The following is a 22372-nucleotide window of genomic DNA, read 5'->3' as shown; positions in this document are numbered from 1 at the left end:
CTGTGTTCACGACATATAGTTTTGGTGATGTAATCACAACAATCTCGCACCCGGCAGTAGGCCAGTACGTTGCGAGCGGGGAAGGATTGGGAAATATCACGACAGCGATGGCTGGTGATAAAACAACACACGATACTTCCGCCGACGGTTCGGTGATGGTTTCGAAGATCAAGGGACGGAACGGAACAATCTCTGTTTCGGTCCAGCAAACGAGCGGGCTGAACAAGTATTTGCTCAAGCTCTACAACTACCTCGACACGGCGCCGGCGAGTCAATGGGCAGGAATTACAATTCTACAGCGAGCGCCGAATATGGGGGAATCAATCACTTCAACGGGAGTTAGCTTTCAGAAGCTTCCTGATAAGCCGTATCAGGCACAAGGGCAGCAGGTGACATGGATGTTTATGGCTGCCGACATCCAGCAAGATTAAGGAGGAGAATCGCTGATGAAGCCAGCTGAGAGCTATAAGGACGTAGAAATCAACGGCCGGACGTTTCGCATTCGAAAATTTGACGCGCTCACCGGGTCATTTATGCTCGTGAAAGTCACGGGTTTGATCGCGCCGTTATTTAAAAATGTCGACATAAGCAAGCTTAAGGAAGTTGGCGAGGCGTCCGAGATTGACTTGGGCGCCTTTAATGTTTCGGGAATGATAGCCGAGATTGGCAATCTTTCGGAATCCGATTTTAGATATGTGCAGGAAAAGTGCCTGCAGGTATGTGGGGAACTTCTCCCGGCGGGCGTTGCTCCGATCTTGAACAGCAACGGGACATTCGGTGTTGCTGGGCTCGAAGAAGATACAATGACGGTATTGGCTTTGACCGTCCATGCGATCTTGTTCAACGTAAAAGGTTTTTTCGCCGGAAGCCCCTTAGCTTCATTAGTCGGGGGGCTCTTGAATACGTCCCCGCGAGGCTAGAGAACATCAGCGAGTTTGTATACGCACCAGTCATAGCCGGATTTTGGACCCATCGAGACCTGATCGATGGGGTTTTTACGTTGGACGACTTGCTGGACGCGCATGAAATGCTGGAAGTCCGGCATGAGAACGAAAGGCGCGCTTACGAAGCAGCGAGGCAAAGGAATAATTAATATGCAGGAATCCCCATATTGTGGTATAAAGATGTGGGAGGCTGATATTGTGAAATATTTAGTCGCAATATTAATCGTGCTATTAGTTCTCATCTTTTTCCCGCAAATACTCGGGGTAGTACTTGGTAGTGCACTGGCTATTGCTGTATTTCCCCAACTCAAGATTCTGCTGGGGGTCATCGTTATTTGGGCTATCTTAGCGCTTTTACTACGAAACGACAAAAGGTATACTAATCGAAATGAAAAAAAGAGAATGACAGCAAACAAAATCAAAGAATAAGTCGAATCCACCACCTCATTTGGGGTGGTTTTTTAATTGTGCGAGGGGGGGTGAAGATTTGCTGGAAACAATAAAAAGCTATCTTGTCTCCCTTGGCTTCGCCGTAGACAAGAGTTCTTACGATATGGCGACAAAAACCATTGATGGAGCAGGGGACAACGTTGCTAAATTCGCCGGCGGCGCGGTCAAAAATTTTGCGCTGGCCGGAACGGCGATCGCCTCTTTTGTAGTCGCTGCTAACGTAGGCATTGCGAAGTTTATAGGAGATTTGGCCAGAGCGGATCTCGAAAACGAAAAACTCGCCCGGCAGATGTGGACGACAAAAGAAAACGCGGCGGCCTTCAACGACACGCTGAAAGCGATGGGGGCGACTTTGGAGGATTTGTATTTAAGCCCGGAGCTCATGCGTAATTTTGAAACATTGCGTAAAGAAGTGAACAACATGCGGCCGCCTCCGGAGTTTGCGGACCAGATGCGGTTCATTCGATCGATTCAGTTTGAATTTACCCGGCTCAAGCTTGAGGCGACCTACGCCTTACAATGGATTGGATACTATCTCGTGAAGTACCTGGGAGAACCGCTGACGAAAGCGAAGGCGGGGCTGGCGGGTATTAACGATGCAATTATAAAAAATATGCCTGTTTGGACAAAGGATATCGCGAGAGTGTTGTCGTGGTTTGTTCGGATGGGCGAAACAATATTTCGGGCGGGAAAAGGTACCGTGCGCATTTTCGACGAGATAGGCGAAAAAATACCTGCGAACATTAAACTGATCGGTGCAGCTATAGCGGCTCTTGGCCTTATTATCGCGTCGGGACCCGTAGGAATGTTTGCTACAGCATTGGTCGGATTGATCCTCCTGTTGGACGACTTCTATACGTACATTGACGGCGGTGAAGCCGCATTTGGCCCGATGTGGCAAAAACTCCTTGACTTATTCGATTTGGTTGAGGGTTCGGAAACCTTTGAAAAGTTTAAATCCGGCTTCAAGGATGCCATGGACTCGGTGTCAGTAGGATTTGATAATGCGAGAGAGGGAATATCGGCCTTTTATCAGGATCTTGTGGATAAGGGAGCTATAGACAATCTCAAGGAAACATTTTCGAATACAACAAGCTTCATTCATACTTTGCTTAGCGGTGCAAAAGAGTGGACGAAGGATCTCTATAAGGAACTAAAAGATCAAGGAGTGTTGACTGAACTAAAGAAAAGCGCTTCGGACCTCTTCACCTCTTTAACTGGGCTATCTGCGGCATGGAGTGGATTGCTTGATGAGATTATCAAATCCGACGAGGCTAAAAAAGCTTTAGAAGGAATCGGGAGCATATCCATGAGTGTGCTCATCGGAGCGCTTGAGACTGTAAGCGAACTTCTCGGTGCGATTGCAGGATACATTAGCTGGTTGTCAGCAGCTCTTGACGGTAGCATATTCAAAAAAGCTGAAACATCGAGTAATGCCGCTCAGAAACGGTTAGAAGAGTCCGGGGCAAACGATATGGGTTTCTGGGGGAAAATGTGGAAAGCAACCACCTCGATGTTCTCAAGTTACTTTACTGGCGATAAATTCTTCCAAGACGTTGTTAGGGCTGGCGGCGGTAATATTATCAAATCGCTTGATCCACAGTACCTCTACCAAGCGCCTCCACAGAATAACAGCACCTCGAGTGTATCCTTACAGCAAACAAATAATATCTACGGCTCCGATCCTCAGGCGACAGCTGATGCGGCCCAAGACAACATGGAGTCCATGTATATGCGGAGCATGAGAGGAGTGATCCGGTAATGGATACCTCACCGATTCTAGACCTATCAGCCCCAGAGATAAAAGATTTGGTTTATACCAAAACGAATATCGGGGGCTGGTTTTTCGACGCATTTTTGAAGATGACTCATACAAGCCGGCTTGAGATTACCGAACATCCCGTGCAAACCGGTGCGGCGATCACTGATCATGCGTTTCGGCAGCCCCGCGAACTGACGATGGAGGTCGGGATGTCCAACGTGGCGACCAGCTTTGTGCCCGGCCAGTTCAGCGGCGGATATTCGCGCTCCGTCCAAGCCTTTAAAGTCCTCAAAGACCTGCAGGATCTCCGTGTCCCCATCCAAGTGCATACGAGGCTCGGACTTTACCAAAACATGCTGGTCGAGGTATTGTCCGCGCCAGACGATTACACGACGTTTGACGGGCTGCGCTGTACAGTCACCTTCCGCGAAATTCTGGTTGCCCAGGTGGCGACGATATCAATCAGCGCCCGGCCGCAAGTCACGGACATGTCGAACCGGGGATCACCCGAGCCGCTACCGGTTAATCAAAGTGTTATTAAACAGTGGGGCGTCGATAAATTGTTCTTCGGGCAGTAAGGAGGAATTGCCGTGCCCTACAAGATTGTGCCTCTAACGCCGAATGCCAATCAAAGCTTTACTTGTACGCTGCCGGTTGACGGAAAAAACATCACTTTGGGCTTCACGGTCCGGTACAACACGGTTGGGGAGTACTGGTTTATGTCTGTCTCCGACATGAAAACGAATGCCGTACTGCTGGATGCCGTGCCACTCGTAACCGGAGAGTACCCGGCCGCTGACATACTCGGGCAATACGAATATCTGGGGATCGGTAGTGCGGCGATTGTCCCTACCAGTTCACTCGCAACCGAGATACCCGACGACACAAATTTGGGAACCGAATACGTATTGATTTGGTCCGATACAGTGAGGTGACCTCCGGTGTCCAACATCAAGAATTTAGCAATTGCGGAAGCCGATTATCAGGGGGCTGACCGTAATATTGTGCTAGCCACAATCGAGGCTGAGACCGGGTTCCGGAACATTCTCGGCGATAACGGAAACGCCCTCGGACCTGGTCAAGTTTGGCCGAAGTGGCACATGGACGCTTTCCGGTATGCAGCGGATAAGTACAGGCACACGTTGCCGTCTGAATTGGCCGGGCTACAGAAGCTCACCCTGAGCGATGATGCGTTTGCCGTTTGCGTTACCGTCTACGTCATTAAGCGAGTCTGGAACGGGTCCGGTCATGACTTCCGGCAATTCTCGCTCTCCTACGTCGGCCCGGCCATTCCGGACAGCGATTATACCCGGCGATACAACATTTGGTTGAAGTATCAGGGAGGCGGCAATACCCTAGCAAGTTTCCAACCCGGCAGCACGTTCGCCGGCGGCACATCTCAAACGAGCAGCAGTCAGTTCAGCGGCGTCACAATTCCAGCGAGCAACTACGGGGTGGTGGCGAACAGCCAAAGGTTTGGGAATGTGCTGTATGGCCGGCGGTACCGGGTGATCGTGAGTAACGCGAACGGGGCCGCGCTTGATGTGTCGCAACTCCGCTGTACATTCAAAATTCAAAAAACGATCCTGCAGCAGCCGAATTATTCGGAGATTGCGATATACAATCTTTCTCCGGATACGGAGAACAGCCTTATCCGGGAAGGAAACCGGATCATAATCGAGGCTGGGTACGAAGGGGAGCAGTACGGGCTGATCTTTGACGGCGATGTGATCCAGCCGATCCGGGACAAAGAGGACGGAGTGACCTACCGGCTTACGCTGTATGCTTTGGACGGCGATCGCTTCTCAACGCAGGGATTCGTTGGATTCTCCATGGTCAAGGGGCAGACGTCGCGAAGCGTCGTCGAAAACATCGTGAGCCAGGCGCAGATACCTTCACAACTCGGTAGCATTTCGGACGGCTTCACAAACTCCGAACTGACCCGGGGCAAGGTCGTGTTTGGTTTGGCTAAAGATTATCTGAGGCAGCTTGCACAGACGCAGGAGGCCTCTTTTTATGTTGAGGATGGGAAGGTCAATATCGTCCGGGCCACCGACTTACCGGAAGGGGAAATATTCGACCTATCACCTGCGTCAGGGCTGATCGGCGTTCCGGCACAGAGCGAGCACGGTGTAACCTTTAAGTGTTTGCTTAATCCTCGCATAAAAATCAATTCGCTCGTTCACATCGATAACACCCTGATCCGCGAGCAAGTTTACCAACAGGGGCAAGTTGTCCGCGGGCTGGACAATGACGGGGTGTATCGGGTGATCGGCATTACGTACAAGGGAGATACGCGCGGCGATGACTGGGAATGTGAGTGTCAGTGTGTATCTCAAGCCGGCTTGATGCCGTCAATGATGAGCACGGCCACAGGTAATCCATGGTAAAGGAGGGGGATGAACGGTGACGGTATCGATCGCGGAACAACTGCTAATGGGCGGCCGGAACAAAGAAGAGTTTTACCGCAGGATGCTAGAAGATTTCGCGAACAACTTGAGGGTGGCAATGCCCGGAATCATACAAGAATTCGACCCGGATACGCAGACGGCAACCGTCCAGCCTGCAATCCGGGAGAAGATTCAGAACAGCGATTTTAGTCAAAGGTGGACGGAACTCCCGTTGTTGCTCGACGTTCCGGTCGTCCTCCCCCGGTCCGGCGGATTTGCTCTTACGTTCCCGATCGCCCCGGGTGATGAATGCTTGGTCGTCTTTGCCGACATGTGTATCGATGCATGGTTCGGCAGCAGCGGTGTCCAGAACCAGATTGAGAGGCGCCGGCATGATCTGTCAGACGCTTTTGCTCTGGTCGGCATCAGCAGCCAGCCGCGGAAACTGGACAACTACTCCATGACGGCCGTGCAACTGCGGACGGACGATGGATCGGCATCTATCAGCCTTAGCGGAAGCGAAATCAACATCGTTGCGCCCTCCGTCAAGATCAACGGTTACACGGTAGGGGGATCGCCATGAAGTATCGCAAACTCGTAAACGGGGATTACAGCTTCGGTAAGGGTCCTAACGATTTCTTGACTGGCACCCTCGCTGTGAGTCAGGCGATTAAAACGAATCTGCTACTGTTGTACGGAGAATGGTGGGAGAACGTCGACAAGGGCCTGCCGCTCTTCCAAAACATACTCGGACAGCCCGGTTTGCCGGAAAATGTGCAGGCTGCCGATCTCTTGGTTCGAGAAGTAATTTTGAGCACATCCGGTGTTCTGTCGATCAAAAACTATTCGAGCAATTATGCCGATCGAACATATTCGTGCCGATGTACAGTCGAGACGCAATATGGCGATGCAAGCGTGGAGGTGACTTTCTAACGATGGCATATTTTGCGCCGTTCATCGATGCAAGCGGGCTCCACATACCGACTTATACGGACATCAGGGACCAACTCGTCGCAGACGCCAAGACGATATTCGGGGCTGATATTTACCTGGGGATCGACAGCCAGGATTATCAGTGGATCTCCTCCGTTGCGAGCATCATTTACGATTCATTCCTAACGAGCCAGTCCGTATACAACAGCAGGGGACCGTCTACAGCGATCGGGAGTGGCCTTGATGTAATCGTCAAGATAAACGGAATCAAGCGGCTTCCGGCCGTATACTCGACATGTTACGTAACGTTAACCGGAACGGCGGGGACGATGATCACGAACGGGGTAATCGGCGATACTGCGGGGAACCTTTGGAGCTTGAGCAGTCCGGTAACCATTTCTTCGAACGGGCAGGCAACGGCGTTTGCGACATGCCAGAAACCAGGTCCGATCGTAGCAAACCCCGGGGAGCTCAATAAAATCGTAACTCCTACTTACGGCTGGACCTCGGTTACAAACGCGGCTGCTGCCTCCCTAGGAGCGCTGGCCGAGACGGATGCCGTGCTGCGGTCCCGGCAATCTATCAGCACCGCTCAGCCGAGCAGGACCGTACTGGAAGGGATCAAGGGAGCAATCGCCGCCGTCCCGGGCGTAGCGCGCTTTGAAGTATACGAGAATGATACGAATGTGGTTGACGCTAATGGACTCCCCCCTCACTCGGTTACGGCTGTTGTAGAGGGTGGCGTCGACGGGGATATCGCTCGAGCCATTTTTAATAAAAAGGGTCCCGGATGCTACACCAACGGATCTACTCCGGTTGATATTACGGACCAGTACGGCGTCGCTGTGACCATTCGGTTTGACCGCCCGATCTACGTCGATATCGATGTGGTTTTGAACGTGAAGCAGCTTGCAGGGTATACGACGGACACTACGGCCAGCATTAAAAGCAACGTGGCCGCTTACATTGGCAGCCTAACGATCGGCGATGATCTATCAATATCCAGTCTTTGGGGAGCGGCCTTGACGGCAAACAGTGTGCCGACCAAGCCGCTTTTTTCGATAACCGGGTTGACGGCGGCGAAGCAAGGAGATCCCCAAGGAACAGCGGATATCATAACAGCTTTTAACGAAGTAACGTGTGGGAACATTGCGAATGTAACGGTAAACGTAACGTAGGGGGGCGGGTACGGTGGCGATTGACAAATATCTAGACCCGATCACCTCACAGCACAAGCTTCAGCCCAAGTTTACCGCATGGCTTTCCGCTGTCCTCTCAAAAGTCGACGGGGGCATGCAGATGACCGCCGGGATGCCGTCCGCATTTGACATTGATGCAGCTGCCGGCGTCCAACTTGATATGCTTGGGACGATCGTAGGAAGAGGGCGCCTCTTAAACTTCCAGCCGACCGGCGGGAGCTCTCCAGTTCTGGATGACGAAAACTACCGGATCGCGTTAAAAGCCAAAATCGCACAGAACCAGTGGGACGGGACGATCCCTCAAATATACGAGATCTGGTACAGCCTTTTTTCAAACGTCAGCCTGCTTGTTGTGGACAATCAGGATATGACCATGGCCGCCCTCGTTGAGGGTCAACTGGATGCTGTCGCAACGGAACTGGTAGCCAGCGGATACATCATCCCGAAGCCTGCGGGTGTTGGATTGACGATTATTGAGGTAACAAACGTCCCGTCGGAGAGCTATATTGGCGCCCTGGTCACGGGAGAGGACTACATTACGATAACTACAGTCAGCCCTTAAAGGAGGGATGCCCAGTATGGCTGTTTACGGCACGATGGTGATTACAAACAAAGGATTGGCTCTATACGCAAAGGCGCAGTCCGGCATTCCGCTGAATTTTACGAGAATGCAGATCGGGTCCGGAGAACTGAGCGGCCAGGACCCCGTTACGCTGACTGCATTAATAACGCCGATTGCCTTTTTCGCCATTAACTCGATTTCGAGCAGTGGAAACACCGCTCACGTTAAAGGGATTTTCGAAAACACAAACATCACGGTCCCGACCTATACGTGCGAGTTAGGTCTATTCGCTACGGACCCGGACGACGGCGAGATTTTATACGCTTACGCGAATGCCAGCGCACAAGGCGATACGATCCCCCCGAGAGCGTCAGGCCCACTCTCGAAGCAGTACCAGATCAATACGGCCATAGGTAATGCATCGAATGTGACGGCCACTATACCGGCAGACACTTACATTCCGACGACGGATAAGGGTGTCGCGGGCGGTGTTGCTCCGCTGGATAATTCCTCGAAGGTTCCGCTTGTGAATTTACCGGGGACTTCCACCGCAACCCCGTCCACCCTAGTACAGCGTGATGCCAGCGGTCGATTCAAAGCAGCGGCTCCAGTGGCTGCGGACGATGTAGCGCGGAAGCAAGAGATCTCGGAAGTATACGACCAAGCGAGCCGGGTCGCTACGAGTATCTTGGCGATAGGAACCGACTTGAACACGATTGTTCAACCGGGATTCTACCGATTACAAACAGCGCATCCGAACATACCGAACGTTGATTGCGAATACGGTCAGATGATCATCATTCGCGGCGGTTCGGATACGATTACACAAATGTGCTTCGCGTATATGGATGTGACGCATTCGTACATTCGCAGCGGTAATCCTCCGCAAGTGGGCAGCACCGGGGGGTATAGCGCGTGGGCCCGTTTGATGACGCAACACGGCGGAACGTTCACCGGGCCTATAACCGCAAATATCGGCATGATCTTGCCGAATAATGTGGCGGCAGTAAACGGCACTTACACTGATTCCGTTTCTCGTCCGATACTTTTAGTAAATAACGGAAACCAGACGGTAATCGGACATACAATAGGCGAGGCGGTAGTGAATTCGAACATTGTGCCGAAATGGTGGAACGGTTCCGTTGTCCGCGATCTCTTGCACACAGGCGGCGGCCAGACGATCGATGGAACGACGACGTTTGCCAACGCGACTATTAATGGATATCTCCGACCCGGATCGTCTACTGGAGTCATTAGCGATGTTACCACCGGTTCCAGATTCGAGGTAAACGCAGGAAACCCAGCAAATGACGCATATATGACGTTCCATGTAGCTGGAAATTTCGCGGTAAATTTCGGCATGAGTGCTAACGACCACCGCTTACGCGTCGGAGGTTGGTCGTTGGGAAACACTGATTATCGCGTGTGGGACGAGCGTGACTTGCGCATTAACAACGGAGTGCTTGAGTTATTTTACAACGGGGGGTGGACACCAGTGGGAGGAGGAGGTCCGTTATCGGAGTTGCGTCGGTTAGGGTCATCGGGTACTGCGGTTCCTCAAAACGCGTGGACTACGCTGATCGACCTAAACATGAGAGGGCGTATCGAATATTTGAACTTTGTATCAGGTGGCGCTAACAATGATGATCCAAGCTCACATTACACTGCAACGTACCGCATTACAATGGACGGGAAAGTTGTCTCAACGCCTGCTCAGTTTGTGACGGACCATCCTGGATTGATTTTCACATATCTAAGCAACGGAGCTGCTTCTACCACTGTACACGTGCCTGCACCGATTTACTTTAACCAGCGTTTTTTGCTCGAAGTACATTTCAGCAAAAGCGGATACAACACAACGTACGCTCTAGATTACAGACAAGCATACTAAAGGAGGACTACTCTCATGTCCACAGTAAACAAATTCTTTTACATTGACAGCGGCGTCGTTTATAAAATGGAGGTATTTGCTCAATCAGCAATTGGCGGCGAGAAGCAAGTCGCCTTTACGTCTATCGGACCGATTACGGCGGTTGTCGGCACCCCGGTTGATATCGAGGTAGAGTGGCAAAAGTTTGATCAAACCACGGCTGGCTATGTAACCGACACGGCCCGCGCGGAAGTGATCAACGTATTCGACGGTACGGCAGCTCATGCGCTCACGCCGGTAGACGGCAAAGCTTCGCTGGATTTTACACCGACGGAGCCGGGCGAGGTTACCTTTACGATCATTGGTACAATGCAAACATTGAAAGTAGTGGTGACCGAATAATGGACGTGCAACTGCTTAACCACAAGGTGCTAGACGGAATCCGTACGGCTGCCGATGAAATTCCAGACGGCGTCCAGATGATCCGCGCGAACTGGTTATGGGAAGAGACGGAGAGAGGCAAGGGCGTCGTGATCGCGGTGATCGATACAGGATGCGCTTCGCATCCGGATCTCGCGGGCCGGGTCATCGGAGGCCGTAACTTTACAAGGGAAGGCGGTCCAGACGATTACACGGATTATCACGGACACGGCACCCACGTCGCCGGTACAATCGCAGCAAACAAAAATCAAGCGGGCATAGTCGGCGTAGCGCCGGAGTGCTCGCTTTTGATTTGTAAGGCGCTCAATCGCGAGGGCAAAGGAAACTTCCGCGATGTAGCTGCGGCGGTCGATTATGCGGTCAGCTGGCGCGGGCCGAACGGGGAGCAGGTTCGAGTTATCTCGATGTCTCTCGGCGGTCCAGAAGATGACATTTTCCTGCGGATCGCGGTGCAGGATGCAGTAAAGGCCGGAATCCTTGTCATCTGTGCTGCCGGAAATGCTGGAGACGATAAAGCCGATACGGACGAGCGTTACTATCCCGGCACCTACCCGGAGGTCGTGCAGGTGGGCGGCTGCAACGGGCTCGGGGAAATGTACTTTTACAGCAACAGCAACGACGAGATTGAACTCGTAGCGCCAGGCGTCGGCGTATACAGTACGTACCTTGATGGCAGGTACGTTTATCTGTCCGGGACGAGCATGGCGGCCCCGCACGTTGCCGGAGCTGCGGCGCTGATTATCCGGCAATGGGAGCAGGATTACGGCCGGAGCATTTCGGAGCCGGAGTTATACGCACAGCTCATCAAGCGCACATCTTCGCTCGGCCACGACAAGCGGCTGGAGGGTGCGGGCATGTGCATGGTGACGGCGGGATATGTCAAACCAATCCCGTACGAGACCATTTCATTTGCCCAAGCTCTGCAACGGTTATACGAGGCCGGAAGGATCGACAGTCCAGAGTTTTGGAGCAAAATGCAGAGCAAGTACGAGCGCGGCGAGCTGGTTAACGATGATTTCGTACATGTTGAACTGGCTTTCCGGAAGTGGGCTTCAGGGCTTTAATCGGAGCTATTTTATTTAAAAAGGAGGGCAGGTAGGATGCTCAATCCAAACAGTTTCTCGGCGAGAAATGGCAGGATCATCAGAGAAGACGGCAACGTAGTTAACGAGGCAGACCTGCTAGAAGGGATACTCACAGCCTTGACCAACGGCGTCGGTACGGGAACACGGCAATTATCTGAGCAAAAGACGCAGGCCGACGCGGTATCCGGGACGGTTACCTTTTCTAAGCCGGTCAGTCTCATTGAGATCCTTAATCTTGACGAGATAAACGCGGGCGTATTTAACGTAAACGGCTTTGACTGCCATGTACCCAAGGGTCCTAATACAGGTCAAGGCACGTTGTTTGCGGCTAAGATGGGCGGAACCCCTCGGACAACGGTACAGGTTAGTGGATCAACATCTTATATTTTGACTACGTATGAGTAGGAGGAGCCGACATGAGCTTTCAGAGGATGAACCCCGCCTTTGTTCATATCGATGATAAAGAAATTCGGAAGAAATTTAACGAATTCAAGAATCGGGGAATGAACGCTCGAGGGCGTAGCACAACGCGAATACCTCGCGCCATGGTCACGTTTGGCACAGACGACGGCGCTATTACCGATAAGACTCATTTGCTGCCGATTACCCGCGCTACTGGTATCGGCATGGTCAACGCGGTCATACCTACACGGGTCCAAGCCGGGAATCATTTGACGCTGGCCGACCTCCAGACGATGCAGGCAGAGGGCTGGGAGATCACGTCGCATACGTGGTCGCATGCGGACCTGATCACGCTGACGGACGCGGAATCTGAGGAGGAAATCCGCAAGGCGGCCGAGTGGATCGAGGTGAACGGCTTCAACGGCCGGACGCTTTGCATCCCTTACGGACACTACGGCGACCGCGAAAAGCTGATCGCGCAAAAGTATCATCGAGCCGTCCGCGTGTCTAATACCGACGCCAAGCTGACGATCAACAAGCCGCCGATCCCTACGTTTGAGCTTAAATCACTATGGTTCTCGAACCTGACGACGATTGATGCGGCTGCGGGCTTCCCGTTGAACAGTTTTGAACGTTACAAGTGGTGGATCGACAAGGTAGTGGCAGAAGGCGGCTGGCTCATCCTGTTCACGCACGGATGGGAGATCGCCGAGTGGGGAGCGTCCCAACTCTTGACAGACGTCATCAACTACGCAAAGACGGTCGCTGACATCGTGACGTTTAACGAAGGGTTAGACCGGATGGATAACGTTATTGAAAGCGGTCTGTTCTCGAATAACTTCGAGCGTGGATATGATCCCCATTTCGTCATGTCGATGGATGGCAAAATTCGCAGCAACTATCAGCTTATTACCAAAATCAAAAAGAACGAAATCAAGTCGACAATGTTGCCGATGGACTTTGAAAACCAAACTATCACGTTATGTAACGTCGATTCCACGCAGACCGGATGGCCGATGTTGCCGGGTGGGTATAAGGCAGGCGTACTGACCACTTATGCCATACAGCCCATTGGTGCTACATGGGACATTGGATACTACTGGCAGGAGTTTAAGCCGTACGGAACGGTCAGCAGTACACGGTTTATCCGATCGGCTAAAGATGGCGAAAACCTGTGGCACCCGTGGACCCGTTGGGACCCGTCTGTAACGATCAATGCGAGGATAAATTCGTACACGGCGGCAACGCTTCCTAATGAGCTCCCAGTAGGGTTCCGGATTCAGACTGCCGTCAATTCCGCAAACTCCGCAGGAATGCCAGCTGCGGCTACTGGGCTGTTTATTATCGATACAACTGGACTGCTAAACAGCTCGCCGACAGACTTCGGTTTCGTCTACCAAGAATATCACCGTTACGCGACAAACGAGGTATGGCGTAGGGTCGCAACGAACGGCACGACGTGGAGCGCTTGGCAAAAGCTTAACTATGTCTCAACTTAATAAAGGATACTGCCCCGAGCCGATCGGGGCTATCAAATGAGGTGAGCCAATTGAGTAAATATGTAATTTGCGATACAGCAGAATACGATAACAGTACCATGGAGTACGACACATGGGACGAAGCATATGCTGCATTTTCACGAAAGATTAAAGAGACAAACCCTAACTGGAAAGGGAAAATATTTATCGCGGAAATCAAGGAAGTATCCGTTTTTCCTAAAGCTCCGTAGGCACCCAATAACCGGGTGCTTTTTATTTTGTCATTTTATTGCCCGCAAACGGGCAGAGAGGGGAACGGGATGAGCGCGAAGCTGATCGTATCCACGATTTGGACAGCTGCAGCAGGCAGCACCGGCAAGGAGTTTGTTTTTGGGGGGCTGACCGCTGTATCCGGCTTGCTTGCTCAGTCGCTTGGCGGCTGGGATGCGGCGCTTAAGGTTCTGGTGGCCCTGATGCTTGCCGATTACGTAACCGGCGTCCTGGGCGCGTTTAAGACCAAAACGGTCAACAGCGAAGTTATGTTTTGGGGCGGCGTCCGGAAGGGTATAACGCTAGCGGTTATCGCATTGGCGGCCATGTGCGACCAGTGGGTCGGGGCGAATGCTCCAATCTTCCGCACACTGGCCGTTTACTTTTATGCCGGCCGGGAAGGACTGAGCGTCGTCGAGAATCTCGGCCCGCTTGGAGTGCAGTTGCCTCCGGGGCTGGTTAAGTTCTTGGAGCAGCTCAAGCAAAAGGGCGAGGGTGATAAGGGATGAAAATCGTTATTGACGCCGGACATGGCGGGAAAGATCCCGGAGCAATCGGCAACGGCCTCCGGGAAAAAGATATTGTACTGACGCTCGGTCTGCGGATCGGGCAGTTGCTCGCCGCGCGTGGAGTGAAAGTCATTTATACCCGTCAGACGGACGAGTATCTGGAACTGGTTGAACGACCGGAAGTCGCGGCGAGAGAAGGGGCAGACTATTTCCTTTCCCTCCACGTCAATGCTGGCGGCGGAACGGGGTTCGAAACCTTCGTCCAGACCGGCGCTACGGTTGCGGCGGTCGCCTATCAAAACGTCATCCATCAGCGTATCGCTCTCTTGTACAAGCAGGAGGGCTTTCCGGACAGAGGAACCAAGCAAGCTAACCTCGCGGTGCTACGCGGCAGCGAACGGGCAGGCATCCCGGCCATACTGGCTGAGTACGGATTTATTGACCATCCCAAGGAAGCGGCCATGCTGACCGATCCGGCATGGTTGGAGCGCTTGGCACGAGCTACAGCGGCAGGCGTGGCGGCGGCATTCGGATTGCCGGATGCGCCGGAGAAAGAAGCAAAGGAGAGCGTCGATACGATGAACCTGGAACAATGGCAATGGAAGATGCTCGGCGATGCGCTGGACGGCCTTTACCACAAAGGGCTGCTCGGCGACTATGGTTGGGCGGAAAAGGCGTATAAAGGCGAGCTGACACAAACGGAGCTTGTGTGGCTTAATACGGTCGCGTTCGCTCGGGAAAAGGGTGTTGAAGTGTAAAAGCTAATGTAATAAGCAGCCCCGCCTGCCATATGCAGGCGGGGTGAACCTGTCTCTCAACAGTCATAAAGGACTTATTAATAACTTAGTCTAAATCAAGTTCAAAATATATTAATTCGGGCTTCGGTACAAACTGTGGAGGATCTTCAACTATTGGTAATTCTGATTTCTCTCTACCCTTCCCGCCATTAAGTTTGTCTCTATTATTATTACACCAAGGATGCACGACCCTTCCATTTTTTACGCTGTTATTCCCTCCTTCACTTCGCTTTTCGATATGATCAAATTGTTGAGAAACACCTAGGTCTATAGCTCCACCACAAAGATCACATTTATATGTACCATCAAAAAATGCTAGCATTTCTTGTTGTGTTTTTGTTGAAACACTAAAACTAGCATATGCCTTCGCAGGTTTCTCTTGATCAAGTTTTATGCCCAATTCGTTTAAAAAGGTAGTAGCAATTTCATTGGTGGAATGCGATTCTTTTTTACCTAATGACACTGTTTCCAGCAATTTATCAAAAAATTCTGATTGATTTTTTGAAAGTCTGCTTGGACCTCCTTTGCGACCCAAGTATTTGATAATGGAATCCTTTATTGTTAACCAGAGAGATTCAAAAACGTCCCGATTTTGCGCAAATAGTAACTTTCTTTCCCGTATTTCATCTTTACTGCCCTTGAGAAGCCACATAGTAAAGGACAGAAAAAGCACCTGATTGTACTGTCCTTTTGTAGAATAGAAATAGAATGCAGGTACTAATCCTAGACTATTTGGGTTATTCCCTCTTAGGTGTGAAAGATGAGAAATTAATTGTTCTAAATTTTTGAGAGTTTCAGATGCTACAAGGTTTTCATCTTTTTCATTTGCTAAATATGTTAAGGTATCCTGGATGTTGGCCTCACCTGTCATTCCGTGCTTAACCACAGAGAATAGGTGTTGTAGGAATAAATAGCGGTCAAAACTATTTTGTTTCTTTAAAAGAACTAAGGGATAACCAGTGATTTTCATTTTAGTAGGTATATTGTCAGAAGGAGCCAATAAAATCTTGTAAATTTCTTTGCTATACTCTGTACATTTTTCTTCGTGTTTGATCCAGAGGGATGGTTTAGATCCATTACTTATAATACCTGTGAGCGCCCGGGCAACTGGGGATCTTCTATTTTCAATGTAAAGTGCTTCTTCACTAGTTAGTGGAGTACCTCCGGTATTAATGTTAACGAATGATTGTTCTGCATCCTGATATCCACCAGTAACCCATTGAATTGGAATCTTTAGTGAAGTATTTAGGTGATACATGAAACGTCCTCTAGCCTCAGTCTCGTCATCAAGTTCGTCTTTTGGGTTTTTTCGTCCATCAACGATTTTTTTAAATTTAGCTTGGGCTTTTCTACATTCTTCATAGTCTCCGATTTCCTCTTTTATCCTTTGTCTGAGTCTCTTAGCTGCCCGCAATTCATCTTCTTCCAGATAACCATATTCTTTTGCTTCATCTGAATCGCCCCAATCGTCTGTAACCCATGCCCTAATAGCTGATAGCCGATGAGCACCATCAAGTACAAAGATGTGACCCGTAGCAGTATTTAACCAAAAAATCACACCCGGGATAACTTGATTACTTTTCAATGTCTTCAAAAGATTAATGTATTTTTCATCTATCCAACTACTGGTCTGGCGTTGAAATTCAGGTTTACGAAGTCTATCCCAAATTGAAAACCCTGAGGGGTCAAATTGAAAATCTCGAAACTCTAGGTATTCCTTCCTGTGATATTGTGCATCTTCTGATTTCTCTATTTCATGGTAATCAGAAGTTGTAAGTAAAGAATCCGAAGGCACATGGTGATCTAAGTTAACGTTCGGAATAGGTTTAATTTTTTCCAAGTATAACCACACCCCAATTTTTTTTACAATATTCAACAAATTATTCAACGGAATGAGGTTATTTCCTTCTTGGATTGATTATCCGAGCTATAATTTAAATAATCTTAGCGAATTCTAAATCAAACTCTACAAATACCGGACTCCGTAAGAGCCCTTTTTTCGTCCAATTCCGAATCTTTACCTTTGCTTTGATTAGCGGCTGAATATACACGTTATGCCGATCCTCCCCGGTCACATACGGCTGCACAGCCCCATAAAACGCCTTCCGCTGTGTCGGCGTTACCCCCAACTCGATCACACCTGCTGGCCGAATACGTTCACCGTCCGGCACTCCAACAAGCCACCCGAATTCATCTTTCCTCCAACCGGTTAATACAACATCCACGTACGTCCAGTTAATGATCTTCTGCCAGCTCGGGCTCCGCTGCCCAGTCGTATATACGGATTCTTTACGTTTAGCGACAATGCCCTCCATCTGCCTCGATACGATCTCTTGAAACAATCTTTCGCCTTCCCGTTCTATGTAGGGGACGACACTGATCCGGGGATTACCAAAGTCCAATCCGGCAAGTAGCTCCTTCCGTTTCATGAGCGGCCAACCTCGCAAATCCTCGCCTTTATAACGCAAAATATCAAATACAACGTAATTGGCCGGCTGAGACGCAACAAGCCGTAATATCTTATCGGATCGTTTAGCGCTAAACCGTTCCATAACGGATTCAAAGTCGATCGCGCCTGTATCACGGTCGGTACACGCAACTTCTCCGTCTAGGATAATGTCGTCCTGGGCTATGTCGTACAGTTCCGGGTACTGTCGCGTGCACTCATTGTTGTGGCGCGTATAGAGCCGAGTCGGACTGTCTTGGCGCGACAAAACAAGCCGATGACCGTCGATCTTCGGTTCATAGATATGATCCAGGCTGTTGAAAGCGGAATGTGCTGTTTCTAAAAGCATTGGGAATATAAACATAAGAAGACACCTCTACAATAATTGTATCAGTGTCTTCGGCATTATTAGACCGGTAAGTATTGGGTCAACTTGGACAACCTTAGTGCACGCTGGCTTCAACTGGGGAGGGATTCGTTAATTAATGAGCCTGTTAGGTTATTTTAGAAGGTCTTGATAATTGGGTGGAAAGTCTATTTTATTGGGCCCTTGTAAGTGGTCAAATTTTTTGAGTTTTACCTTTACCCTTGGAGATATTTCAAAGGTAAATCGATCCTTTCCGACAGGTATGTGCGGCCCTACAGTTGGAGTTGCAACAAGTGTAATGAGAAAATTAAACCCACGAAACCCGTTTACACGTTCTACGTGTGTGACATCGACGAAATAGGGATATAGATCCGGTGCAACTTTTAATTCTCGGGAATAAGCCTCGGCAAGTTTCTCATTCATGTAAGGTAATAAAAACAGTACAAGCATATCTTGAAATTGTAATTCCCTAGAGTCTTGTTTAGGCTTACTCATTGCATTAGTAAAGCAAGAAGAATGCCATGTAACAAAGAATGTAACGATTAATAAAGCAATTGCTAGTTTGTTTTTCATTCAATCCCCTCCAGTTATGTTAATAATGTTTTCCGAGGGAGGGGTTATAATACATCAAACTGCTCGTAAGTTTAATGGTTTCAGAAAAAAGTATGCCCCGCCGGTTTAGGCTGGCGGGGTTGTTTCCTCAATCAAACGGCGGATACCTCTTTATCTTCTGCCGTTCCTCTTCATCCTCTAGCTTTTTAGCTCTCCGGTAACGAACCTCAAAGATCGTGAGTATCCCGAAAGCCAATACCCCGATTACCAGCAGAATAACAAGCACATATAGCTGCTGTCCGGGTGCAACGGCCGTCCACATCCATCCCGTAATAATCCCGGTTCCCTCCCTTGCAACGTCTACTTTATTTTCTTCGCAACCAATACCGCATCCGGATCGGTAACAGCCAACCGCAGCCCCTCATAAAACTTCCGCTTGGCCGCAGCGGCATTCTTCGCAGCCAATCGAAGGCGCATCCGATCGTCTCGCTTGCCTACTTCATAAACCGGTGACGTTAGGGGTTCGTTTTTATAAAGGCTTACTACATCCCGTGCCGAAAAAATATCGGTGCATATACGTTCATTACCCGCAGAGTCGATGACCTTTACACCGTGATTTGGAATCCTTCTGATTGTGAAATCGTACATGGCTGCGTAATCTCGTATTTGCTTATCCGTATTCAACTTCCATGCACCTCCCGTTTATTTACGACGCCCCCGATAGTAAAAGACAGCCGCGATCAACAGCGCCACCGGCCCGGCAATTTTGATAATCGTCTCGAACATAGGATCAGCCTCCTTAGAGGGGAGCCGTTAAGCTCCCGCGCTATCTTCGTACTGTTCATTGGTTTCAGGCTGTGTATCGGATATTTTATACTTGATGTGCGGATTAGTTTTTTCGAGAAATTCAAGCTCTGCATGTGCCTTCTCTCTGAGTATCGTCCTACATTGCCGCCAACCTACATAAGGCATGTGAAACCAAATTGCTGTAAAGTGCATACGCTATTTTCTCCCCATGTATAGGGGGCCGTATGGCCCCGCGTAGTTTATTTCGCTTCGGTTGATCCCCGGAAGCAGTTACCCATATACCGCCACTGTCCGGCGATCTTTGCAGCCGTCGGGTATGTCGCCCGCCATTTTCCGTTCTCATCTTCTCGGTGGCTGTAAGGTTCGCCGAGTTGTACGAGATCGGCTCTATATGTGGCCGGCGGCAAGACGTTTACCCATTCTTCGACTTGCTCCTCCGTCATGGTGTCTCCTACTCTAAGCTCCATTCGATCACGCTCCCAAGTTTATTTTGTACTGCCATTGTGTTAAGATTGGGAGGAGGGGAGGCGCTAACTCCCCTCCAAGGGAACCTATTTACGTTTGCGTGGTCTGCGCTGGCGTTTGGTTCCTTTTTTCTTTGTCTCGGCTCTGGCGGCCCGGTAAATCAGTATGGCGGCGACCAGTTGGATTACCGAGGACAAGATGCTGTCCCAATCCCAATTTTGCATTTTCTCACCCTTTCGGGAAGCTAATGTCTCACTTCCTGAATATAATATACCATATGATGAATTGTGTTGCAACTATTTTCTGAATATTGTATTCTGTAAATAGAAATAAATATTCAGGTATCGGAACATATTTAGCGAGGTGCTACTATTATGCCGTTTTCTTACAAACCGCTTTTTAAACTGCTGCTAGACAAAGACATGACTAAAGAGGATATGCGCGTTGCGCTGGGCTTTGGGCGGAATACGATAGCTAAGATGGGAAAAGGAGAGTATGTCTCGTTGGAGGTCATTGATAAGATTTGTACACACTTCGGTGTGCAGCCGAACGACATCATAGAGCATAAGAAGGAGCAGGAGGGATAACCTCGCTGCTCCTTTTTTTTACATTGATTGTTCGCATTCTCCTGAATATAATAAGAACAAATGTTCGCATTAAATCGGAGGTGTTCGAACACGGCTATGCAGGAAAAACGGGTCATATTTCTCGCGGACTGCCAAAGCTTCTACGCTTCTGTAGAAAAAGCGATGCGCCCGGGACTGGAAGGGAAGCCGGTCGTAGTCGCAGGCGATCCGGAGCGTCGCTCAGGCATTATTTTAGCCGCTTGCCCGATCGCCAAATCATACGGGGTGACGACGGCGGAGTCGATCCGGGAATCGCTCGCCAAGTGCCCGCAGCTTGAAATTATCAAGCCGCGCATGCAACTGTACATCGACGTCTCGCTGCAGATTACCGAGATTTATCGACGGTTCTCCGATATGGTCGAGCCTTACTCCATTGACGAGCAGTTTATTGATGTGACGGGCTCCCGTGCTTTGTACGGCGAGCCGGAGCAAATTGCCAAGGCGATCCAAGATCAGGTATGGAACGATACTCGAGTGCGGACGCGGGTCGGCGTCGGCGAAAACAAAATCCTTGCTAAAATGGCTTGTGACAATTTTGCAAAAAAGAACGAGTCCGGTATTTATGAGCTAAAGAAAGATGAGCTATCCAATACCCTTTGGAAACTGCCGATTAACAAAATGTTCATGGTTGGCTCGCGCATGACCCAGCATTTTAACCTGCTTGGCATTACGACGATCGGAGAGCTGGCGAACACCCCGCTGCACAAGGTCAAGGAGATGCTCCGGCGAAAGTTTGGTAAAAACAGTGACATTAATGCCGAAGTGCTTTGGCGAATCGCCAACGGCTACGACGACTCGCTGGTATCTCCCTTTACGTTCGATACGCAGCAGAAGGGGATCGGCCACATGATGACTCTCCCGGTCGATTACCGGAAGCTGGAGGATGTGAAGGTCGTGCTGCTGGAGCTGTCGGAGATGGTATGTCAACGGTGCCGTTCGAAGGGGCTGATGGGGCAGGTCGTCGCGGCGGGATGCCAGGGCGCGGATTTCGACCAGCCGACGGGCTTTTACCGCCAGATGAAGCTGGCCTATACGACGAACTTGACGGGGGAAGTGTACGAGGCTGTATGCCAGCTCTTCGAGAAACATTGGAATGGCTTGCCGGTCCGCAAACTAGGCGTCACCTTGTCCGATCTGACTTCGGACGATGTATACCAGATGTCCATGTTCCCGGACGACCGCGAGCGGAAAATAACTCTCGAGCGGACGGCTGACGAGATTAAACGGCGGTACGGTAACTCATCGATCATGCGGGCGTCGTCGGTGAGTCCTGCTGGACAGGCGCAGCGCAGGGCAGGTATGATTGGAGGGCATTTCAAATGAGTGTTAAATTACGCAGTTTATTTGATGCGTCCAGGATGATGCTTCCGGAGCATAAAGCGCGGATCGTACAATACAAACACGAAAGCGAGATGGATAGACTCATGGCAAAACATAAGCAGAAGCGACCGACTCGGGATGAATTTGAACTTGAGGAGTTGGGGAACCAGCTCGTCGAAGCAAAGGACGAAGAAAGTGAAGTGTCTCTAACCGTTTGGGGTGAATCCGATCAAGTGGTTGGGCGTATCACAGTACTGGATGCGCGGACCCGACTGGTGCATGTGGAGAGCCAGGGAATATTGGTCAAGATCCCATTCCTCGATATCATGAAAGTGGGTTCAATAGGCTAATTCAAGTGGTCGGGTTAAAACGTTAGCGGTTTACATTTATGACGGATTTTGTTGTGGAACATTAATTCGTAATATAATTACTTCGAAGAAGGACGTGAAAAAACAGGAAAATACTTCTTGCATCAAAATCTATAAGCTGATAATATGTGTTCAGGATAATTAATAATTAAAAGACTCTGTTGGAAGCTAGAGGGCGCACCTTAGTAAGTCCCGCACAGTCTGAAGGTAATATTACATAGTGGAAATTGGCTTTCTCACAACTCAATTTAGGGGTACGTATATCCTCTAACAGATGTGAGTCAATTTCAACTACTGTAATAATGCAATCAGACCATGCGGGACTTTTT

The 22372-nt window shown here is 50.0% G+C and carries 26 protein-coding genes and 1 pseudogene; 22 read left to right on the top strand and 5 right to left on the bottom strand.

Going from position 1 to position 22372, the window contains the following annotated elements:
• Positions 1-2: 2 nt before the first annotated feature.
• From AC3Y2E_RS06700 to AC3Y2E_RS06610, 19 genes and pseudogenes are all read left to right on the top strand, one after another.
• Positions 3-431, top strand: coding sequence for a tail tube family protein (locus tag AC3Y2E_RS06700; RefSeq protein ID WP_379208451.1), 429 nt, complete (start codon positions 3-5; stop codon positions 429-431).
• A 15-nt stretch (positions 432-446) separates the two neighbouring features.
• Positions 447-920 (top strand): phage tail assembly chaperone, encoded by a 474-nt coding sequence (locus AC3Y2E_RS06695; protein WP_379208449.1) that lies wholly within the window; start codon positions 447-449, stop codon positions 918-920.
• Positions 812-1093 carry a DUF6889 family protein gene (locus tag AC3Y2E_RS06690; RefSeq protein WP_379208915.1) on the top strand — a complete coding sequence of 94 codons (282 nt, stop codon included), beginning with the start codon at positions 812-814 and terminating at the stop codon, positions 1091-1093. Before AC3Y2E_RS06695 ends, AC3Y2E_RS06690 begins: the two co-directional genes overlap by 109 nt.
• On the top strand, positions 1044-1373 hold the full coding sequence (locus AC3Y2E_RS06685) for a hypothetical protein (RefSeq protein WP_379208943.1): 330 nt from the start codon (positions 1044-1046) through the stop codon (positions 1371-1373). The genes AC3Y2E_RS06690 and AC3Y2E_RS06685 overlap by 50 nt, the downstream gene beginning before the upstream one ends.
• A 58-nt stretch (positions 1374-1431) precedes the next feature.
• Positions 1432-3156: a phage tail family protein gene (locus tag AC3Y2E_RS06680; protein WP_379208447.1), complete on the top strand. Its 1725-nt coding sequence runs from the start codon at positions 1432-1434 to the stop codon at positions 3154-3156.
• A gap of 47 nt (positions 3157-3203) precedes the next feature.
• Entirely contained in the window at positions 3204-3734 is a 531-nt protein-coding gene (locus AC3Y2E_RS06675; protein WP_379208445.1) for a phage baseplate protein, read from the top strand.
• A gap of 12 nt (positions 3735-3746) precedes the next feature.
• Positions 3747-4091, top strand: coding sequence for a phage baseplate plug family protein (locus AC3Y2E_RS06670; RefSeq protein WP_379208443.1), 345 nt, complete (start codon positions 3747-3749; stop codon positions 4089-4091).
• Positions 4092-4097: 6 nt separating this feature from the next.
• Positions 4098-5546: a phage protein gene (locus AC3Y2E_RS06665; protein ID WP_379208440.1), complete on the top strand. Its 1449-nt coding sequence runs from the start codon at positions 4098-4100 to the stop codon at positions 5544-5546.
• Between the two features lie 16 nt (positions 5547-5562).
• A complete protein-coding gene (locus tag AC3Y2E_RS06660; protein WP_379208437.1) occupies positions 5563-6129 on the top strand; it encodes a Gp138 family membrane-puncturing spike protein in 567 nt (188 codons plus the stop codon).
• Positions 6126-6479 (top strand): contractile injection system sheath initiator, encoded by a 354-nt coding sequence (locus AC3Y2E_RS06655; RefSeq protein ID WP_379208435.1) that lies wholly within the window; start codon positions 6126-6128, stop codon positions 6477-6479. The genes AC3Y2E_RS06660 and AC3Y2E_RS06655 overlap by 4 nt, the downstream gene beginning before the upstream one ends.
• 2 nt (positions 6480-6481) lie before the next feature.
• Positions 6482-7657: a baseplate J/gp47 family protein gene (locus AC3Y2E_RS06650; RefSeq protein WP_379208433.1), complete on the top strand. Its 1176-nt coding sequence runs from the start codon at positions 6482-6484 to the stop codon at positions 7655-7657.
• Positions 7658-7670: 13 nt separating this feature from the next.
• Positions 7671-8240: a baseplate wedge 1 family protein gene (locus AC3Y2E_RS06645; protein ID WP_379208431.1), complete on the top strand. Its 570-nt coding sequence runs from the start codon at positions 7671-7673 to the stop codon at positions 8238-8240.
• Positions 8241-8256: 16 nt separating this feature from the next.
• Positions 8257-10131, top strand: coding sequence for a hypothetical protein (locus AC3Y2E_RS06640; protein WP_379208429.1), 1875 nt, complete (start codon positions 8257-8259; stop codon positions 10129-10131).
• Positions 10132-10146: 15 nt separating this feature from the next.
• Positions 10147-10512, top strand: coding sequence for a hypothetical protein (locus tag AC3Y2E_RS06635; RefSeq protein ID WP_379208427.1), 366 nt, complete (start codon positions 10147-10149; stop codon positions 10510-10512).
• Positions 10512-11408: pseudogene (locus AC3Y2E_RS06630) on the top strand (S8 family peptidase); the annotation flags it as partial. The gene AC3Y2E_RS06635 and the pseudogene AC3Y2E_RS06630, both read left to right, overlap by 1 nt.
• A gap of 243 nt (positions 11409-11651) precedes the next feature.
• Positions 11652-12041 carry a hypothetical protein gene (locus tag AC3Y2E_RS06625; RefSeq protein ID WP_379208425.1) on the top strand — a complete coding sequence of 130 codons (390 nt, stop codon included), beginning with the start codon at positions 11652-11654 and terminating at the stop codon, positions 12039-12041.
• Between the two features lie 11 nt (positions 12042-12052).
• The gene (locus AC3Y2E_RS06620; protein WP_379208423.1) at positions 12053-13537 is read left to right on the top strand and encodes a polysaccharide deacetylase family protein; all 1485 of its coding nucleotides are present in this window, start codon (positions 12053-12055) and stop codon (positions 13535-13537) included.
• Between the two features lie 299 nt (positions 13538-13836).
• Positions 13837-14295, top strand: a complete 459-nt coding sequence (locus tag AC3Y2E_RS06615) for a phage holin family protein (protein WP_379208421.1) — start codon at positions 13837-13839, stop codon at positions 14293-14295.
• Positions 14292-15053 carry an N-acetylmuramoyl-L-alanine amidase family protein gene (locus AC3Y2E_RS06610; protein ID WP_379208419.1) on the top strand — a complete coding sequence of 254 codons (762 nt, stop codon included), beginning with the start codon at positions 14292-14294 and terminating at the stop codon, positions 15051-15053. The genes AC3Y2E_RS06615 and AC3Y2E_RS06610 overlap by 4 nt, the downstream gene beginning before the upstream one ends.
• An 85-nt stretch (positions 15054-15138) precedes the next feature.
• On the opposite strand, the gene AC3Y2E_RS06605 is transcribed toward AC3Y2E_RS06610, so the two are convergent.
• From AC3Y2E_RS06605 to AC3Y2E_RS06585, 5 genes are all read right to left on the bottom strand, one after another.
• A complete protein-coding gene (locus AC3Y2E_RS06605) occupies positions 15139-16932 on the bottom strand; it encodes a GmrSD restriction endonuclease domain-containing protein (protein ID WP_379208416.1) in 1794 nt (597 codons plus the stop codon).
• Between the two features lie 94 nt (positions 16933-17026).
• Positions 17027-17902 carry an ATP-dependent DNA ligase gene (locus tag AC3Y2E_RS06600; protein WP_379208414.1) on the bottom strand — a complete coding sequence of 292 codons (876 nt, stop codon included), beginning with the start codon at positions 17900-17902 and terminating at the stop codon, positions 17027-17029.
• A 135-nt stretch (positions 17903-18037) separates the two neighbouring features.
• Positions 18038-18478 (bottom strand): DUF3888 domain-containing protein, encoded by a 441-nt coding sequence (locus AC3Y2E_RS06595; RefSeq protein WP_379208412.1) that lies wholly within the window; start codon positions 18476-18478, stop codon positions 18038-18040.
• A gap of 339 nt (positions 18479-18817) precedes the next feature.
• Positions 18818-19141, bottom strand: coding sequence for a hypothetical protein (locus AC3Y2E_RS06590; RefSeq protein ID WP_379208410.1), 324 nt, complete (start codon positions 19139-19141; stop codon positions 18818-18820).
• A gap of 362 nt (positions 19142-19503) precedes the next feature.
• A complete protein-coding gene (locus AC3Y2E_RS06585; protein ID WP_379208408.1) occupies positions 19504-19731 on the bottom strand; it encodes a hypothetical protein in 228 nt (75 codons plus the stop codon).
• A 372-nt stretch (positions 19732-20103) separates the two neighbouring features.
• Here AC3Y2E_RS06585 and AC3Y2E_RS06580 point away from each other — a divergent pair, with 372 nt between their 5' ends.
• The 3 genes from AC3Y2E_RS06580 (at position 20104) to AC3Y2E_RS06570 (ending at position 22025) form a co-directional block, all read left to right on the top strand.
• Positions 20104-20316: a helix-turn-helix domain-containing protein gene (locus AC3Y2E_RS06580; protein WP_379208406.1), complete on the top strand. Its 213-nt coding sequence runs from the start codon at positions 20104-20106 to the stop codon at positions 20314-20316.
• A gap of 96 nt (positions 20317-20412) precedes the next feature.
• Positions 20413-21678, top strand: a complete 1266-nt coding sequence (locus AC3Y2E_RS06575; protein WP_379208404.1) for a DNA polymerase IV — start codon at positions 20413-20415, stop codon at positions 21676-21678.
• A gap of 38 nt (positions 21679-21716) precedes the next feature.
• A complete protein-coding gene (locus AC3Y2E_RS06570; RefSeq protein ID WP_379208913.1) occupies positions 21717-22025 on the top strand; it encodes a YolD-like family protein in 309 nt (102 codons plus the stop codon).
• Positions 22026-22372 lie beyond the last annotated feature (347 nt).

This window comes from Paenibacillus sp. MAH-35, from assembly GCF_058135425.1.
This window is presented reverse-complemented; position numbering and strand designations above follow the sequence as displayed.

Coding starts and splice junctions, on each gene's coding strand:
- AC3Y2E_RS06640 (WP_379208429.1), top strand. CDS start 8,257: ATGGCTGTTTACGGCACGATGGTGATTACAAACAAAGGATTGGCTCTA.
- AC3Y2E_RS06595 (WP_379208412.1), bottom strand. CDS start 18,478: ATGAAAAACAAACTAGCAATTGCTTTATTAATCGTTACATTCTTTGTT.
- AC3Y2E_RS06610 (WP_379208419.1), top strand. CDS start 14,292: ATGAAAATCGTTATTGACGCCGGACATGGCGGGAAAGATCCCGGAGCA.
- AC3Y2E_RS06615 (WP_379208421.1), top strand. CDS start 13,837: ATGAGCGCGAAGCTGATCGTATCCACGATTTGGACAGCTGCAGCAGGC.
- AC3Y2E_RS06580 (WP_379208406.1), top strand. CDS start 20,104: ATGCCGTTTTCTTACAAACCGCTTTTTAAACTGCTGCTAGACAAAGAC.
- AC3Y2E_RS06585 (WP_379208408.1), bottom strand. CDS start 19,731: ATGGAGCTTAGAGTAGGAGACACCATGACGGAGGAGCAAGTCGAAGAA.
- AC3Y2E_RS06650 (WP_379208433.1), top strand. CDS start 6,482: ATGGCATATTTTGCGCCGTTCATCGATGCAAGCGGGCTCCACATACCG.
- AC3Y2E_RS06685 (WP_379208943.1), top strand. CDS start 1,044: ATGAGAACGAAAGGCGCGCTTACGAAGCAGCGAGGCAAAGGAATAATT.
- AC3Y2E_RS06570 (WP_379208913.1), top strand. CDS start 21,717: ATGCTTCCGGAGCATAAAGCGCGGATCGTACAATACAAACACGAAAGC.
- AC3Y2E_RS06655 (WP_379208435.1), top strand. CDS start 6,126: ATGAAGTATCGCAAACTCGTAAACGGGGATTACAGCTTCGGTAAGGGT.
- AC3Y2E_RS06695 (WP_379208449.1), top strand. CDS start 447: ATGAAGCCAGCTGAGAGCTATAAGGACGTAGAAATCAACGGCCGGACG.
- AC3Y2E_RS06620 (WP_379208423.1), top strand. CDS start 12,053: ATGAGCTTTCAGAGGATGAACCCCGCCTTTGTTCATATCGATGATAAA.
- AC3Y2E_RS06625 (WP_379208425.1), top strand. CDS start 11,652: ATGCTCAATCCAAACAGTTTCTCGGCGAGAAATGGCAGGATCATCAGA.
- AC3Y2E_RS06600 (WP_379208414.1), bottom strand. CDS start 17,902: ATGTTTATATTCCCAATGCTTTTAGAAACAGCACATTCCGCTTTCAAC.
- AC3Y2E_RS06575 (WP_379208404.1), top strand. CDS start 20,413: ATGCAGGAAAAACGGGTCATATTTCTCGCGGACTGCCAAAGCTTCTAC.
- AC3Y2E_RS06635 (WP_379208427.1), top strand. CDS start 10,147: ATGTCCACAGTAAACAAATTCTTTTACATTGACAGCGGCGTCGTTTAT.